Source organism: Flagellimonas sp., from assembly GCF_965601775.1.
Lineage (GTDB): Bacteria > Bacteroidota > Bacteroidia > Flavobacteriales > Flavobacteriaceae > Flagellimonas.
On sequence record NZ_OZ271837.1, the window covers coordinates 2,668,092 to 2,683,300 of the forward strand.

At 40.3% G+C, this 15,209-nt stretch carries 14 protein-coding genes and 2 tRNA genes; 9 read left to right on the forward strand and 7 right to left on the reverse strand.

Translation table 11 applies throughout. The features are described from left to right. Positions 1–3 precede the first annotated feature (3 nt). Both ACSLUF_RS12365 and ACSLUF_RS12370 read left to right on the forward strand, forming a co-directional pair. On the forward strand, positions 4–789 hold the full coding sequence (locus ACSLUF_RS12365) for a diadenylate cyclase (protein ID WP_435623095.1): 786 nt from the start codon (positions 4–6) through the stop codon (positions 787–789). A gap of 3 nt (positions 790–792) precedes the next feature. Then, positions 793–1,569: a DUF3667 domain-containing protein gene (locus tag ACSLUF_RS12370; RefSeq protein ID WP_435623096.1), complete on the forward strand. Its 777-nt coding sequence runs from the start codon at positions 793–795 to the stop codon at positions 1,567–1,569. Here the strand turns inward: ACSLUF_RS12370 and ACSLUF_RS12375 are convergent. Together ACSLUF_RS12375 and truA are read right to left on the reverse strand one after the other, a co-directional pair. Next, the gene (locus ACSLUF_RS12375) at positions 1,566–3,338 is read right to left on the reverse strand and encodes an ABC transporter ATP-binding protein (RefSeq protein WP_435623097.1); all 1,773 of its coding nucleotides are present in this window, start codon (positions 3,336–3,338) and stop codon (positions 1,566–1,568) included. The two genes, ACSLUF_RS12370 and ACSLUF_RS12375, sit on opposite strands and share 4 nt — an antisense overlap. Continuing rightward, entirely contained in the window at positions 3,335–4,078 is a 744-nt protein-coding gene (truA, locus tag ACSLUF_RS12380; protein ID WP_435623098.1) for a tRNA pseudouridine(38-40) synthase TruA, read from the reverse strand. The genes ACSLUF_RS12375 and truA overlap by 4 nt, the downstream gene beginning before the upstream one ends. Before the next feature lie 87 nt (positions 4,079–4,165). Here truA and ACSLUF_RS12385 point away from each other — a divergent pair, with 87 nt between their 5' ends. Both ACSLUF_RS12385 and ACSLUF_RS12390 read left to right on the forward strand, forming a co-directional pair. Next, a complete protein-coding gene (locus ACSLUF_RS12385; RefSeq protein ID WP_435623099.1) occupies positions 4,166–4,660 on the forward strand; it encodes a metallophosphoesterase family protein in 495 nt (164 codons plus the stop codon). Between the two features lie 100 nt (positions 4,661–4,760). Then, complete coding sequence (locus ACSLUF_RS12390; protein ID WP_435623100.1) at positions 4,761–5,621, forward strand: DUF6503 family protein; 861 nt, start codon at positions 4,761–4,763, stop codon at positions 5,619–5,621. Between the two features lie 75 nt (positions 5,622–5,696). On the opposite strand, the gene ACSLUF_RS12395 is transcribed toward ACSLUF_RS12390, so the two are convergent. Next, positions 5,697–6,107: a DUF4293 domain-containing protein gene (locus ACSLUF_RS12395; RefSeq protein WP_435623101.1), complete on the reverse strand. Its 411-nt coding sequence runs from the start codon at positions 6,105–6,107 to the stop codon at positions 5,697–5,699. Between the two features lie 191 nt (positions 6,108–6,298). Between ACSLUF_RS12395 and rho the strand changes: the two genes are divergently transcribed. From rho to ACSLUF_RS12415, 4 genes are all read left to right on the forward strand, one after another. Next, positions 6,299–7,870 carry a transcription termination factor Rho gene (rho, locus tag ACSLUF_RS12400; RefSeq protein WP_435623102.1) on the forward strand — a complete coding sequence of 524 codons (1,572 nt, stop codon included), beginning with the start codon at positions 6,299–6,301 and terminating at the stop codon, positions 7,868–7,870. Between the two features lie 135 nt (positions 7,871–8,005). After that, positions 8,006–8,680, forward strand: coding sequence for a hypothetical protein (locus tag ACSLUF_RS12405; protein WP_435623103.1), 675 nt, complete (start codon positions 8,006–8,008; stop codon positions 8,678–8,680). Positions 8,681–8,692: 12 nt separating this feature from the next. After that, entirely contained in the window at positions 8,693–9,379 is a 687-nt protein-coding gene (locus ACSLUF_RS12410) for a hypothetical protein (RefSeq protein ID WP_435623104.1), read from the forward strand. Positions 9,380–9,619: 240 nt separating this feature from the next. Beyond that, complete coding sequence (locus tag ACSLUF_RS12415; protein WP_435623105.1) at positions 9,620–11,659, forward strand: LruC domain-containing protein; 2,040 nt, start codon at positions 9,620–9,622, stop codon at positions 11,657–11,659. Positions 11,660–11,733: 74 nt separating this feature from the next. On the opposite strand, the gene rpsT is transcribed toward ACSLUF_RS12415, so the two are convergent. The 4 genes from rpsT to proS all read right to left on the reverse strand — a co-directional run bounded on the left by rpsT (position 11,734) and on the right by proS (position 13,760). Then, on the reverse strand, positions 11,734–11,985 hold the full coding sequence (gene rpsT, locus ACSLUF_RS12420; protein ID WP_106145235.1) for a 30S ribosomal protein S20: 252 nt from the start codon (positions 11,983–11,985) through the stop codon (positions 11,734–11,736). Between the two features lie 18 nt (positions 11,986–12,003). Beyond that, positions 12,004–12,075 (reverse strand) — tRNA-Glu (locus tag ACSLUF_RS12425). A 58-nt stretch (positions 12,076–12,133) separates the two neighbouring features. Further along, positions 12,134–12,205 (reverse strand) — tRNA-Glu (locus tag ACSLUF_RS12430). A 79-nt stretch (positions 12,206–12,284) separates the two neighbouring features. Next, complete coding sequence (gene proS / locus ACSLUF_RS12435) at positions 12,285–13,760, reverse strand: proline--tRNA ligase (protein WP_435623106.1); 1,476 nt, start codon at positions 13,758–13,760, stop codon at positions 12,285–12,287. Positions 13,761–13,857: 97 nt separating this feature from the next. Here proS and ACSLUF_RS12440 point away from each other — a divergent pair, with 97 nt between their 5' ends. Continuing rightward, the gene (locus ACSLUF_RS12440; RefSeq protein WP_435623107.1) at positions 13,858–15,183 is read left to right on the forward strand and encodes a hypothetical protein; all 1,326 of its coding nucleotides are present in this window, start codon (positions 13,858–13,860) and stop codon (positions 15,181–15,183) included. Positions 15,184–15,209 lie beyond the last annotated feature (26 nt).

Consider the following 15,209-nt stretch of genomic DNA (forward strand, 5'->3'; position numbering starts at 1 on the left):
CTGTTGGATTTCCTCAATTTTCTTGAATTCAAAATCACGGATTTTATTGATATTATCCTTGTTGCCGCGCTTCTTTACTACATCTACAAACTGGTTAAGGGTACCGTTGCCATCAACATTTTTATAGGTATCGTTATCATTTGGGCGCTTTGGAAATTGACAGAGCTACTACAAATGAAAATGATTAGCAGCATGGTCGGTGGTTTTATGAATATTGGTTTGATTGCCCTTATTATAGTTTTTCAGCAAGAAATACGAAAGTTTTTGTTGATGATTGGCTCGACCAATTTTGCCACCAAACGAAATTTTATACGACATTTTAAGTTTCTCAAGCAAGAGGCACTTCCTTCGATTACCAACGTAACCGCAATCATTGCTGCATGTGAAAAAATGGGAGTTTCAAAAACGGGTGCATTAATTGTCATAGAAAGAAATAACCCACTGGATTTTGTAAAATCCACAGGAGATCACATGAATATAGAGATTACCCAACCTATATTGGAAAGTATCTTTTTTAAAAACAGTCCCTTACACGATGGCGCTGCCATAATACAGGATAATTACATAACAGCTACCCGGGTGATTTTACCCGTCTCCAACGATAGAAATATTCCACTTCGGTTTGGTCTTAGACATCGGGCCGCAGTGGGAATTACAGAAAAAACCGATGCTGTTTGCCTTGTGGTAAGCGAGGAGACTGGCGCTATTTCATACATAAAAAATGGAGAGTTTGTCCCCTTTAAAGGAGCAACGCAGCTAGCTTCATTAATTGAAAAAGACCTCGAGTAATATATGGTTTGTAAAAATTGTGGTAGTCCCTTAAGAACCGATTATAGTTTTTGTCCAAATTGTGGTGCAAAAGTAATTCGCAATAGAATCACAGTAAAAAATCTTTGGTACGATGTCATTGAACGCTATTTCAATCTGGACAATAGTTTTCTCCGAACATTAAAAGACTTGGTTTTAAAACCTGAACTGGTCTGTCATGGTTATATTTCTGGAATTAGGAAAAGGTATTTGGACCCTATTAGTTTATTGGCGATTTCCCTAACCCTTTCTGGGGTTATACTTTTCATTATGAAAAATATTTCCTGGGAGACTATTGATTTTTCAACAATGCCATTTTCGAATGGGGAAAGCTCTGAAAAAATCATGTCCATCACCATGGAATATAGCTCGATACTATTCCTTTTTTACATACCCTTATTCGCTATCTGTGGTTTTCTGTTGTTGAACAAAAAAATGTACAACTTGCCCGAACACATGATAATAGCGATGTACGCTTTAGCCGCTTTTAGTGTGATAACATTTCCTTATTCCTTGATTACCCTACTGTTTACCCCACAGCTTTATTTGGAGGTTTCACTGTACTACTCTGTGGTGATGATTATATATTGCCTTTATGTTGCCTATAGAAATTCTCCGGGCGACCTTGTTCAATTGCTTTGGAAGGTTCCTGTTTATGTACTTTTATTTTTGATGGGATTCTTTGGAGTTTCCATAGTGTTCAACATAGTCCTGCTAATTACAGGAGCCATTTCGATTGAGGATATGGTTCCAAAAAATTAGACCATTTCCTCCTGTAGAAACTGTGCTTCATACAAATCACTGTAGTACCCTCCTTTTTTCAGCAAGTCCTTATGGGTTCCGATTTCAACTATTTTACCAGCTTCCATGACAATGATTTTGTCCGCCTTCTTTATAGTAGCCAGCCTATGGGCAATAATGATTGATGTTCTTCCTTCGGTAATCTTTTCCGTAGCTCTTTGAATTAGTTGTTCCGAATACGTATCAACGGATGAAGTGGCCTCATCCAAAACCAAAATGCTGGGATCACTTACAAAAGCTCTCAAAAAGGCAATTAACTGTCGTTGACCGCTGGAAAGCATACTACCTCGTTCCTTCGCATTGTACTGATATCCCTCTGGAAGGGTTTCTATAAATTCATGTACTCCAATCTCCTTAGCAGCCTCATCTATCATATCTTTTGAGATGGCTTTGTCTTTTAGCGTAATGTTATTGGCAATCGTGTCGGCGAACAAAAACACGTCTTGGAGTACAATGGCAATGTGTGAGCGAAGTGATTTTAAGGTATAGTCCTTGATATCTTGACCATCAATGGATATGCATCCTGAATCGATTTCATAAAACCGATTCAACAAATTGATAATTGTGGATTTCCCAGCCCCAGTGGCACCTACAATAGCCACAGTTTCCCCAGCATCCACCTTAAACGATATGCCATGAAGGACCTCTTCGTTCTCAACATAGGAAAAACGGACATCTGAAAATTCAATGTCTCCTTTAACATCTGATTTTTCCAGTTCCCCTGCATCCGGAATATGACTTTCCGTATCCAGAATTCGAAATACCCTATTCGCTGCTACCATACCCATTTGAAGCGTATTGAACTTATCCGCTATTTGTCGTAAAGGACGGAACAACAAATCCATCAGAAAAAAGAAGGCAAAAATAGACCCGGTATCATTCAATCCAGTATTCTCGATATTTTGTATTACCCCAAAGTAGACCACTAAACCAATGCCAATGGAATAGGAGATTTCAGCGATTGGAAAAAAGATGGAATTGTACCAAACCGTTTTGAGCCATGCATTTTGATGTTTTTCATTGATGGACCTAAACTTTTCACGTTCAATTTCTTCCCTATTGAACAGTTGTACAATCTTCATCCCTGCGATTCGCTCTTGAACAAAGGAATTCAGATTAGCCACCTGGGCCCTTACTTCAATAAAAGCTACTTTCATGGCCTGCTGAAATAGCCTTGTCGCCACCAGAATCACGGGTAAAATAGCAAATACGATAAGAGCCAGTTTCCAATTGGTGATAGTCATTATAGCCGCTGCCGAAATCATTTTTAATAAATCCGCCACAATCACAAAAAAACCTTGACTGAAAATCTCGCCAATACGTTGCATATCAGCAACCGCTCTGGTAACTAAAACACCTATGGAAGAATTGTCAAAATAGGTCATTTTAAAACCCATCATCCGTTCAAAAAGCTTTATGCGAATATCTTTTATTACAGACTCTCCCAGAAGATTGGCAAAGTAATTGAACAGCAATTGGGTAATCACCTGTCCTACCAATACTCCTAGCATGGCCAACACTAAAAAGAGCAACAAATCACTGTCTTTTAAAGAAAGTGCCTTATTGATGATATCTCGAACGAGAACGGGGGTCAAAATGGCAAAACCAGCAGATAGAATAGCTGCAAGAGCCACTACCCAAAAGATAACTCGATAGGGTTTGGTATACGCAAAAACACGTCGAAAAAGACCAAAATCAAATGCTTTGCCTATCTCTTCCTTTTGGCTCATACAAATAGGTTTTCAGGGTATTTTACTCGGGTCAAATATAATCCTTTTGCCGGCACGGAAACACCAGCTTCTGCCCTGCTCTTACTTTTTAATATATCCTTCATTTCCCTCGGCTCTCGCTTGCCTAAACCCACATCCAATAAAGTCCCTACAACGGCACGCACCATATTTCGTAAAAATCGGTCTGCTACAATCGTAAAAACAAGTTTATCCCCCTCAACGGACCATTCTGCCCTGCGAACATCGCAAATGAACGTCTTTACATCAGTATTGGATTTTGAAAAACATTCAAAATCTGAATGTTCCAATAAAATTGAGGCCGCTTCATTCATTGCGGCAATATCCAGCTTTTGTCGAACAGCATGGGCAAAATCACTATGGAAGGGGTCTTTTTTTTGGACAATCCAATATTCATAGGTGCGTTCCAGAGCACTAAATCGTGCATGGGCCACTGAACCCACTGGGAAAATATCCCGAATGGCTATGTCTTCCGGTAAAAACGAATTCATTCTACGAATCAATTCCTTTAAATCTTGGATGGAATTCGAATCAAAATGGGCGAACATTTCTTTAGCATGCACACCCGTATCCGTCCTTCCCGCGCCCACTACTTCAACTGTTTCTCCGAGGAGCTTCGACATGCAATCTTCCAAAATTTCTTGAACAGTTGTGGCATTGGGCTGACGTTGCCATCCGTGGTAGTTTTTTCCAAAATAAGAGAACCTAATGAAATATCTCAAGGGAATCCAGTACTTTTAAAAAGTTAAATATAGCTGAATCCTCCACGGCTACATTATCTGATATACTTTTTAGCAAATTTTTAGCGTATGACCAAAATCTTATTGCTTTCAGATACCCATGGCCATATGGATGAAGCCATACTTAGATATGCCAAACAAGCTGATGAGATATGGCATGCCGGAGACATTGGTCATTTGAAAGTCACTGATGCATTGCAGGAAATTGCGCCTTTGCGTGCTGTTTTTGGCAACATTGATGATCATATGATTCAGAGGGAATTTCCAGAGCATAACCGCTTCTTCTGTGAGGATGTGGATGTATGGATTACCCATATTGGGGGTTATCCTACCAAGTACAATGTGCGGGTTAGGGAAGACCTTAAGAAAAATCCGCCCAAACTTTTTATTTGTGGGCATTCCCATATTTTAAAAGTGATGAACGACAAGAAATTGGGATTGCTTCATATGAATCCTGGAGCCTGTGGAAAACATGGGTTTCATCCTACCCGCACCATGCTTCGTTTTAGTATTGACAAGGACAAAATTTCAGACCTAGAGGTAATAGAATTGGGACAACTATAAATCCAAAACACTATTAATTCTTTATCCCACGGTTTTCGAAAAACTAAACGTAAGAAGACCAAAAGATTTTCGTCTAACCCACAAACAACAGTACAACAACATGAAAACACAAAATTTACGATTGCTGGCTCTAGCAGCTATGGTCCTATTGACTGCATGTGTGCAGAAGGCAAAGGAAAAAGAAACCCAAGCCGAACAAGCTGAAAAAGTGGTTGAGAAAGCACCAGTTTATGACACAAACCAACCTGAAACCTTGCTAAAGGCAGTAGCTTATGCCCATGGTGGTTGGGGAGATTTATGGAAAAAAGCAGATGTACAATATACATACGACTATCGCTCTGCAGATGGAAAAGCCGATGTCTCAATAGAGCGCTACATTTTTGGGAATGAGGCCTCACTTGGAAAATATACCCAACATGAAATTAATGTCATGCCTGGTGAAGAAGGTGAAGTGATACAGTATTTTAATGGTCAAGAAACTGTGGTTATGGTAGATGGTGAAAAAGCGGAAAACCCACAACTTGTTGGGGTGAGCGATTTCCTAAGAAGGGCAAACTATTTTTGGTTTACCATGCCCTATAAACTGACGGACAAGGGCACTATAATTACCTACCAAGGTCAGGAAGAGTATAATGGCAAGACCTATGATAAAGTCCATGTCACTTATGACCCAGAATTAACGGGTAAGGAGCAAAATGATATTTACGTGCTTTATGTCAATCCAGAAACGAAGTTAATTGACCGTTTTTTCTTTTCGTTGCCATTTTTAGGGGTGAATGAACCGGTAATCATTGCAAATTATGAATATGAGGATGTAGATGGCCAATTAATTGCTACCAAGCGTACTTATTTCTTACCCAGTGAGGAAGGCTATTCTGATGAGCCAAATCTTGTGCAAACCCTTACCGATATCACTTTTAATAACGGGTTCACTTCGGAAAATATGATGGAGAATTTATAATTCTTATTCTCTCAAAAAAACAAAACCCCGGCCTAGGCCGGGGTTTTTCGCACTAATACTACTAAGATGTTAGGTTTAACGTAAGCGATCCACAGATTTTACAAGATCTTCATCCTTTTTGATAGCCCTGTTGGCCAGGACCAGAAAAACGATAGAAAATACAGGAATCAGCATCCCAATACCCTTCTCAGAAACCTCAGTCTCTCCGGATAAGTTTAGCGATCGGTAAACGAAAAATCCTAGTAAAAAAAGATTCAATATCATATTCAATCTGTTCAAAACAAATTGGTTTTGTCGTTTCTTATACATGAAAATGGTAATCAAAGCGAGCCCAGCCGAAGCCATAAAACTTGAGATTATCCCAATGCCGTTCATGGCGTAAACTTCCGTTCCCGAGGCATCTGTCCAGATACTAAAAAGGAAGGGCAAACTTCCCGCCAGTATTGCGACTATCGCTAAAAAGAACGTTTGAATCCGTTGAATCATTGTACAATTTGGATTTCGGACTGCAAAAATAAAGGTCTTTTTCACAAATTACCCAGAATGTTGAAAAATTATTTGTATACTTGCTCTGTTATTTGAGTAAAGCTCACCTAGGGATTCTTTCCCATATGCAGTACCCCAATAATTTTTCACTTCGTAAAGCTTACAACTACGTTTAATTTATTTACAACTTAATGTTTGAGATTTCAGACCTAAAAGCTAAGAAGCTTCCAGAGCTTCAAGAAATTGCCAAAGACCTAAAAGTTCCTAAGTTTAAATCCCTTAAAAAGCTGGATTTAGTCTACCAAATTTTAGATCTTCAGGCATCTAACCCTAAGGCGGTAGCAGAAAACGCGCCCAAATCCGAGGAAAAAACGGAAGCCAAACCCAAAAGAGCTAGGGTTTCTCGAGAGAAAAAGGAAGAAAAGCAGGAAACATCTTCAGACGCCTCAGCTACTCCTGAAAGCAAGGAAAAAAGAGAGGAAAAAGCGCCTAACAACCAAAATAGGCGAGACCACAAACAAAATGGTCAGCAAAAAAATCAAAACAACCGTAGAAACAATCAGCATCATCGCGGCAATCAACAAGAAAAAAAGAGCAGCAACTTTGACAAGGATTTAAAGAATCGTTACAAGGAGCCTGAATTTGAGTTTGATAGCATTATTGAGAGCGAGGGTGTATTGGATATCATGCAGGATGGTTATGGTTTTCTGCGTTCTTCGGACTACAACTATCTATCGTCTCCTGACGATATTTATGTTTCGCAATCCCAGATTAGACTCTTCGGACTCAAGACCGGAGATACTGTTTTGGGAAACGTTAGACCTCCAAAGGAGGGAGAAAAATATTTTCCATTAATAAAGGTCACCAAAATCAATGGTCTGGACCCACAAGTGGTTCGTGATCGAGTTTCCTTCGAACACTTGACACCATTGTTTCCAAAAGAGAAATTCCGGTTGGCGGAAAAACAGAGTACAATTTCAACCCGAATCATTGATTTGTTCTCTCCTATTGGTAAAGGACAAAGGGGAATGATTGTTTCCCAACCCAAAACGGGTAAGACCATGTTGCTGAAAGATGTCGCCAATGCCATTGCTGCTAATCATCCGGAAGTATATCAAATCATTTTGCTTATTGATGAGCGTCCAGAGGAGGTTACCGATATGCAACGCAATGTGCGCGGTGAGGTGGTAGCTTCTACATTTGACAAGGAAGCAACTGAACACGTAAGAGTGGCCAACATTGTCATTGAAAAAGCCAAAAGATTGGTGGAATGTGGTCACGATGTGGTAATTCTCTTGGATTCCATTACACGTTTGGCCCGAGCCTACAATACGGTACAACCAGCGTCTGGAAAAGTATTGAGTGGTGGTGTGGATGCCAATGCCCTACATAAACCAAAACGTTTCTTTGGAGCGGCACGAAATATTGAAAATGGTGGTTCTTTATCCATCATTGCCACAGCATTAACTGAAACTGGTTCTAAAATGGACGAGGTGATTTTTGAGGAATTCAAAGGAACAGGTAATATGGAACTTCAATTGGATAGAAGGATTTCAAACAGAAGAATTTTCCCTGCCATTGATCTGATTTCTTCTTCTACCCGAAGGGATGACCTTCTTTTGGATGAAAACACCATTCAACGTATGTGGATTATGCGCAAATATTTGGCCGACATGAATCCTGTTGAAGCCATGGAGTTTATGGAACAAAGAATCAAGCAGACTCGCAATAACGAAGAGTTCTTGCTTACCATGAACGAATAGGTCTTTTCCAAAATTTTAGAAAAAAACTTAAGAAACCCTCCAAGTTCATTGGAGGGTTTTTACGTATTTGTATTAAAGAAAAGACATATCTTTAGTAAAGTTTTCCCACACTCTAAACTCTAACAATACACAACTATGAAAAACACCAAGAAAAATGGTCTCCTATTAATTTTGGGAGGATTCCTACTTATCTCAATGTCATGTCAAGAAAAACCCAGACAACAGCAAGAAGGCGAAGAAGAAATTCAAGAACCTATTAAACCACCTTCGGACATCATATCTCTTGAATTGTCCAAGACACTGTATGACAACTATACAAGAAATCGTGTTGCCCCAATAATGGCTTATGAAATGGAAACCAATGAAGACGAAGATTTTGAAGTAGCCCGTTTCGTGGATTTTGACTACAAAACCATGAAACAATACATTGACTATGTGGAACAGGAAGCAAAAAAGGCTAAGGTGGACGTTTCCACTTTCCGTTTGTATTTTGCCAATTATCCGAATTCCGAAAAGTTTCCTGATGGCAAAAAAGTGGTGCATCCAAGACAGAATTCCATATTTCTTTTACCCACTTTAAATCAAGGTGGTGAAAATCTTGGATTCTATATTGGAGCGGATGGCAAAGCCAAGCTTATCAAGGACGCTGTAAAGGGCAATGAACAAGGGTATGGAAACGTGATGGACAATTCTGAAAAGGCCCAAGCTGGTTTTATGCCCTCTTTCCCTGCTCCAATCATGATGCAGGGTGAGCAAAGTTTGACAATGAATCATGGCAACTCCGGACCTCCCCCAGGTGGAGACTTCTAATTTAATCTTTACATGGAAGTCCAAGAGTTCTTTGAACTATTAAAGGAGTTTTTCTTTATTCCGATTTATCTGGTCACTCTACTCGTGGCCATGCTAAACTATAAGAAGTTCTTCGACACGGCTCTAAAGCATTTTCCGCTGCTTATAGCCTATACATTTTTCAATGAACTCTTGGGCGGTTTTATACGATATAATGAAAGCTTTGCCTTTTTTTCGGAAACAACAACAACCAACCAAATAATCTACAATATTTATATTGTTATTTTCTTCCTCTACTTTTTCTATGTTTATCGAAAAGTTATTGATAGCCCAAAATTTAATGGAATCATTAAATGGGGAAGTTTAGTAATGATTCTGGCTTATATTATCAATTCCTTTTTTCAAGACCCTTTTTTCAGCGATTTAATCTATGCAAATACAGTTGGTTCTTGGTTGCTGGTATTCTGTGGTATTGTTTACTTTAAAAAACTGAGCCCTCCCTTTTCTTGGAATTGGGATAAGCACAATCTGATGTTTTGGATTACCATTAGCCTAATGGTTTTCTATTTCTTTTTTCCTATACTATTCCTTATCGGGTATTTACACTATGAAACCTGGGTAATGTACGAACTAAAGGTGGTTCTCAGGGTTTTGATTACTGTCATGTATGCCTTATTCTGTATTGGGTTTATTGTATCACGGAGGAAGGCATTCCGTTAAGTACATTTCTGTTCCTCCCAAACCACAGCCCACTTCACTTTGACAACAAAAAGGAGGCATTTCATCGAAGAATAATATCATTTTGTAGGTTTTTTCGTTCAATTAATGATGTATAATCGTTAATCGACAAAAACCTACAGTTTACCGACGGTTATCTGTTTATAGTCTATGAACAAAGAAAATAACGTAATCGTAAACCTAGTTTTATTCTAAATATTGAATAGAACCAAAAAAAATTTAATGATGAAAAGGTCCCAAATTGCCCACTATTTTACGGCAGTTCTTCTTATCCTGACATTTATTTCTTGCGTGAAGGATGAATTGGATAGCCCAATAGAACCCGAAGCCCAAGAAGAACCGGAAAACCCTGTTCCCGTAGAAGAACTTGAAATTACCGAATTGCAAATTCCAGCGGGCTTTGAGTTCAAAACTGAAAAGTTTGTAGAGTTAACAATTAATGACAATGCCACTGATGTCAAATATGACGTTTATGCCTATCAGGAAACCTCCTCAGGTGGACAGGTGTCTTATATCAATGAAGACGATGAAGAAGTCACGGGTGCCGAATACATTGTGGATAATCTGAACCATCTTATTTTAAGTGGATCCCCCTCTGGAGGGAAAATTGAGCATTCTTTTGTGGTCCCCGATTATTTTGAACAACTGTACATTCGCAGAAAGGAAGGTTTCGCCTATTCCTCAGAAATTATAAACATTACCTCGGGACAAGTTGTCTATACCTATTCTCCCTCAAGTGCTAAAGGGGCATCTAGTGGTAAATCCATGGTGGAAGATTATCTCTATTGCGTAAATGGAAGTGCTGAATTGTTCCAGGTAGACCCACTTACTGGGGCATATACTTTTCTTTCAACAATGCCCATGGGGAGCTATACCGCCGCCATTGATCAACAAAATATGGTATTGTATTCCATTGGAAGGTCTAATCCAAACCCTTTGATGAAATATGATATTACTAACGACACATGGTCCACAGTGGCCAATTTAGGTATTGGTGGACCAAGACTGGATTACAACAGTCAAGACGGACTGCTTTATTTCTCAACTAGGGATAAACTTTACTCCATAGACCCGACCAACGGGTCAATTCTATCACAATGGGATATCAATGGTCTAGATCGAACACAAGGTGGAGATTTGGCATTTGCAGCAGATGGCACCTTGTTTTTATGTACGTTTTCTGGGCTTTACCGACTTGAATTGAACGTTGAGGGTGATTATGACTCCACTCGAATCAGTGGTGAAGACCTGCCTTTTAACCCAACTTCCATGACCTTTGACTCCAACAATGAACTATGGCTGGCCAATAATGGCAATAATAGTAACTTGATTGTAATGGATACCCAAACTGGCGGGTGGGAATATAGATATGGACCCAATTCCAATTCAGGAATCTCATTCGATAGAACCATTAATGATTTGACCACTTTCAGGGTATTTAATGAAGATGTGATTGATCCCGATACGGATGGAGATGGGATTACCGATAGCAATGATGATTTTCCAGAAGATGCCGATAAGGCTTTTGAACAATTTACGCCCAGTAAATATGGTTGGGGTACGGTCGCTTTTGAAGATTTATGGCCTTTCCTTGGAGATTATGACTTTAATGACACCACCATAAATTACAGATTTGTGGCCATTCTCAATTCTGATAATATGGCAGTGCAATTGGACATTTATTTTGAGGTAAGCTCGGATGGTGCCGGTTTTGTAAACGCTTTTGGGATAGAATTGGAAAGTATCGCCCCAAGTTTGATTGAATCAGTTACAGGAACCGTCTTGACCGAGGGATATATCAATGTAGCGGCAAATGGAGTTGAACAAAATCAGAATAGAGCGGTCATTATATTATTTGATAACCATGAGACCATGTTGGGCATACCCTCCAAAGTAGAGGTGAAATTCACAACCCCCATTACAACCAATCAACTGGGACTTGCCCCATTCAATCCATTTTTGATTGTGGACAGAAACAGAGGAAATGAAATCCACCTGCCTAATAGATTTAGAACCAGTTTAGGTGAAAACGACCCTTCCGCTGAAGGTGTTAACCGGGATACCGATGGCAATTATCAAACTGAATCTGGTCTACCTTGGGCCATTAATATCGTGCACAACTTTAAACCCCCTAAAGAGAATGTACCGGTAAATCAAGCCTACAACTTTTTCAATGAGTGGGCTACCTCAGGAGGAACGGCGTTTCAGGATTGGTACAAAGACTCCAATGGATATAGAAACGAATCCGTTTTACAAGATTGAAATAGTACGATCTAAAAAAGAAAGCGCCCCGTTGCATAACGGGGCGCTTTTCTATTTATATATTTTGATGGCAATTACATAGCAGCAACCTTGCTGGCCAATTTGCTCTTTAAGTTAGCAGCTTTATTCTTATGAATAATGTTTCTTTTCGCCAATTTATCAATCATTCCCACTACATTGGGCAAAAGCTCCTCGGCAGCCTTTTTATCCTCTTCGTTACGCAGTTTCTTGATTGCATTACGAACAGTTTTGTGCTGATACCTGTTACGAAGACGTACTGCTTCGTTTCTTCTAATTCTTTTTAATGCTGACTTATGATTCGCCATTGTATGTATTTGTTTTCGTAGCCCGTAGGGGAATCGAACCCCTGTTACCAGGATGAAAACCTGGCGTCCTAACCCCTAGACGAACGGGCCGTTATTGTCTAATCTTCAAAATAAAGTCAACAAAATATTGACTTCCAATGAACTTTTGTAGCCCGTAGGGGAATCGAACCCCTGTTACCAGGATGAAAACCTGGCGTCCTAACCCCTAGACGAACGGGCCCTAAGGTCGCATAATTGCGGATGCAAAAATACAACTATTTTTAAGTATTGCAACTGTTACCCTTTTTTTTTGGACAGTTTTAATAAGCCTTGGCAAACAATACCCTTTGCGTTGAAGGCCTAGCGGTCACCATACAGCTACCTTTCTCCATTTCAGCTGGAAAGGGAATGCACCTGATAGTGGCTTTTGTTTCGTTTTTAATTTGCTCTTCGGTCTCTATGGTTCCATCCCAATGCGCTGAAATAAAACCACCCTTTTCCTCCAGTACTTTCTTGAACTCTTCATAGGAATCCACCTCGGTTATCCGGTCAGCCCTAAAATCCAATGCCTTTTGATAGATGTTCCTTTGGATATCTTCTAGGAGAAATTCAATTCTTTCCACTATTTCATGCGCATTTACGGATTCTTTTTCCAAGGTATCCCTACGAGCCACTTCAAAAGTACCGTTTTCCAAATCCCGCTGTCCAATGGCTAAACGAACGGGAACACCTTTTAGTTCATATTCATTGAATTTGAAACCTGGTTTATGCGTATCCCGCTTATCGAATTTTACAGAGACGCCCTTGGCTCTCAATTCTTTAATTAGAGGTTCTACGTGTTCTGCAATCTTGTCCAATTGCTCTATACCTTTATATATAGGAACGATTACCACTTGTATTGGAGCCAATTTTGGAGGCAATACCAATCCATTATCATCACTATGGGTCATGATTAAAGCTCCCATTAAACGGGTGGAAACCCCCCATGAAGTCGCCCATACAAAATCCTGCTTCCCCTCTTTGGTGGCGAACTTCACATCGAATGCTTTGGCAAAATTTTGACCTAAAAAGTGGGACGTTCCTGCCTGAAGCGCTTTTCCATCCTGCATAAGGGCTTCAATACAAAAAGTTTCCTCTGCTCCAGCAAATCGCTCACTTTCGGTTTTTGTTCCCTTAATCACAGGTACACCCATATAATTTTCAGCAAAATCAGCGTACACATGCATCATTTGTTCCGCTTCATCCATAGCTTCCTGTTTTGTTGCATGGGCTGTATGCCCCTCTTGCCATAAAAATTCAGCAGTGCGCAAAAATAAGCGGGTACGCATTTCCCAACGTACCACATTCGCCCATTGGTTCACCATTAATGGTAAATCTCTATAAGATTGTATCCATCTTCTATAAGTATCCCAAATAATGGTTTCCGAAGTAGGTCTTACTATCAGTTCTTCCTCAAGCCTGGCATCTTCATCCACCACAATGCCACTGCCATCATCAGCATTTTTTAAACGATAATGGGTTACTACGGCACATTCCTTGGCAAAACCTTCCACATGGCTCGCTTCCTTACTTAGATAAGACTTTGGTATGAAAAGAGGGAAATACGCGTTCTCATGCCCAGTCTCTTTGAACATTTTATCTAACTGCGCCTGCATTTTTTCCCATATGGCAAAACCATAAGGTTTAATTACCATACAACCCCGAACTCCCGAGTTTTCAGCCAAATCTGCTTTAACTACTAATTCATTATACCATCGGGAATAATCCTCACCACGACTCGTTAAATTTTTACCCATTTACCATAGTTTGGCACAAAACTTGTGACTTTGTACATGAAAAATAATTCGGTAAAACTAATTATTTTTTAGTATGTTCAACAATAAAAATTGCGACATGATAAAGTCTTTACAACTCCACAACTTCCGCCTTCCTATATTAATATTACTGGTTTTGGTTGTTTCCTCATGTGGGTCGTATCAGCAGGCTTCTTATTATGAAGATGATGGTATTTACTCCAGTGGGAATGAAGTGGTTCGGGTGGAAAAGAAATCTCCCCAAGCCGTACGGGTAGAGGACACGGAAAGTGACATTTACGGTGATTATTTTGGCCAAAAAGCAGATGAATTTGGTGAAATTTTAGAAGACGAAATCTTTACAGATGTAGACAGTTATTCAAGCAATGGAGCAATTGACAGTACCGCAATTGGGGCTCAAGCCGATTATTTTGACATAAATGCCAATACATATACCGGTAATGCGGCATGGGGCGATAATCCCAGCAACGTTACCATCAACGTGTATGACAACTGGGGCGGTGGCCTTGGTTGGGGCGGCTTCGGATGGGGCTGGAATAACCCATGGCTTTGGAACGGCTGGGGCTGGGGTGGCCTTGGTTGGGGATGGGGCTGGAACAACTGGGGCTGGGGTGGCTTCGGTTGGGGCTGGAACAATCCTTGGGGCTGGAATAGATTCGGATTTGGCTACGCTGGATTTTACGGAGGAGGCTTTTACGGACCTTTTTATGGAGGAGGCTTTGGTCGCGGAGGTTTCTACAACCGGGGTTTTGCCTTGAACCGTACCCGAAGAGGGTATTCTACAAGGGCCATACCAGGCACATCTTTGCGTGGAGGAAGGTCTAATTTAGCATATCGTTCGGGAAGAAGCTCAGCAACCCGAAGTAGGGCTGGTGTTTCGAGAACTGCTACAAGCAGAAGCTCGGTTGCTTCACGGAGTAGTAGAACCTATAGAAGTAACTCTTCAGCTCGAAGAAGTGTAAGTGCGGATGCAGCTGCGAGAAATAGAAGCTATCGTTCCAGTAGAAGTACCAGAACATCTCCAAATAGATATAGTTCCAATTCTAGAACATACCGTTCTTATGGGTCTTCTCCCAACGGAAATAGCAGAACGTATAGGAGTGGCAACTCTGCTAGAAACAGCTCACGTTATAGTTCTGGAAATAGAAGCTCAAGAACCTATCAAAGTAGAACTGCGCCGAGAAGTACCTATAGTCGTTCTGGCAGTGGTTCTAGAAGTAGTGGAAGCTACAGAAGTTCAGGAGGAAGCAGAAGTTATCGAAGTTCTGGAAGCAGAAGTGGCGGAAGCTACAGAAGTTCAGGAAGTAGAAGCTCAAGAAGTTCCGGAAGCTTTAGAAGTTCCGGTGGAGGTCGTTCCTCAGCAGGTAGATCCTCTGGCGGAAGAAGTAGTAGAGGGAGACGATAAATTTCCGATAACCTTATCGACAAACA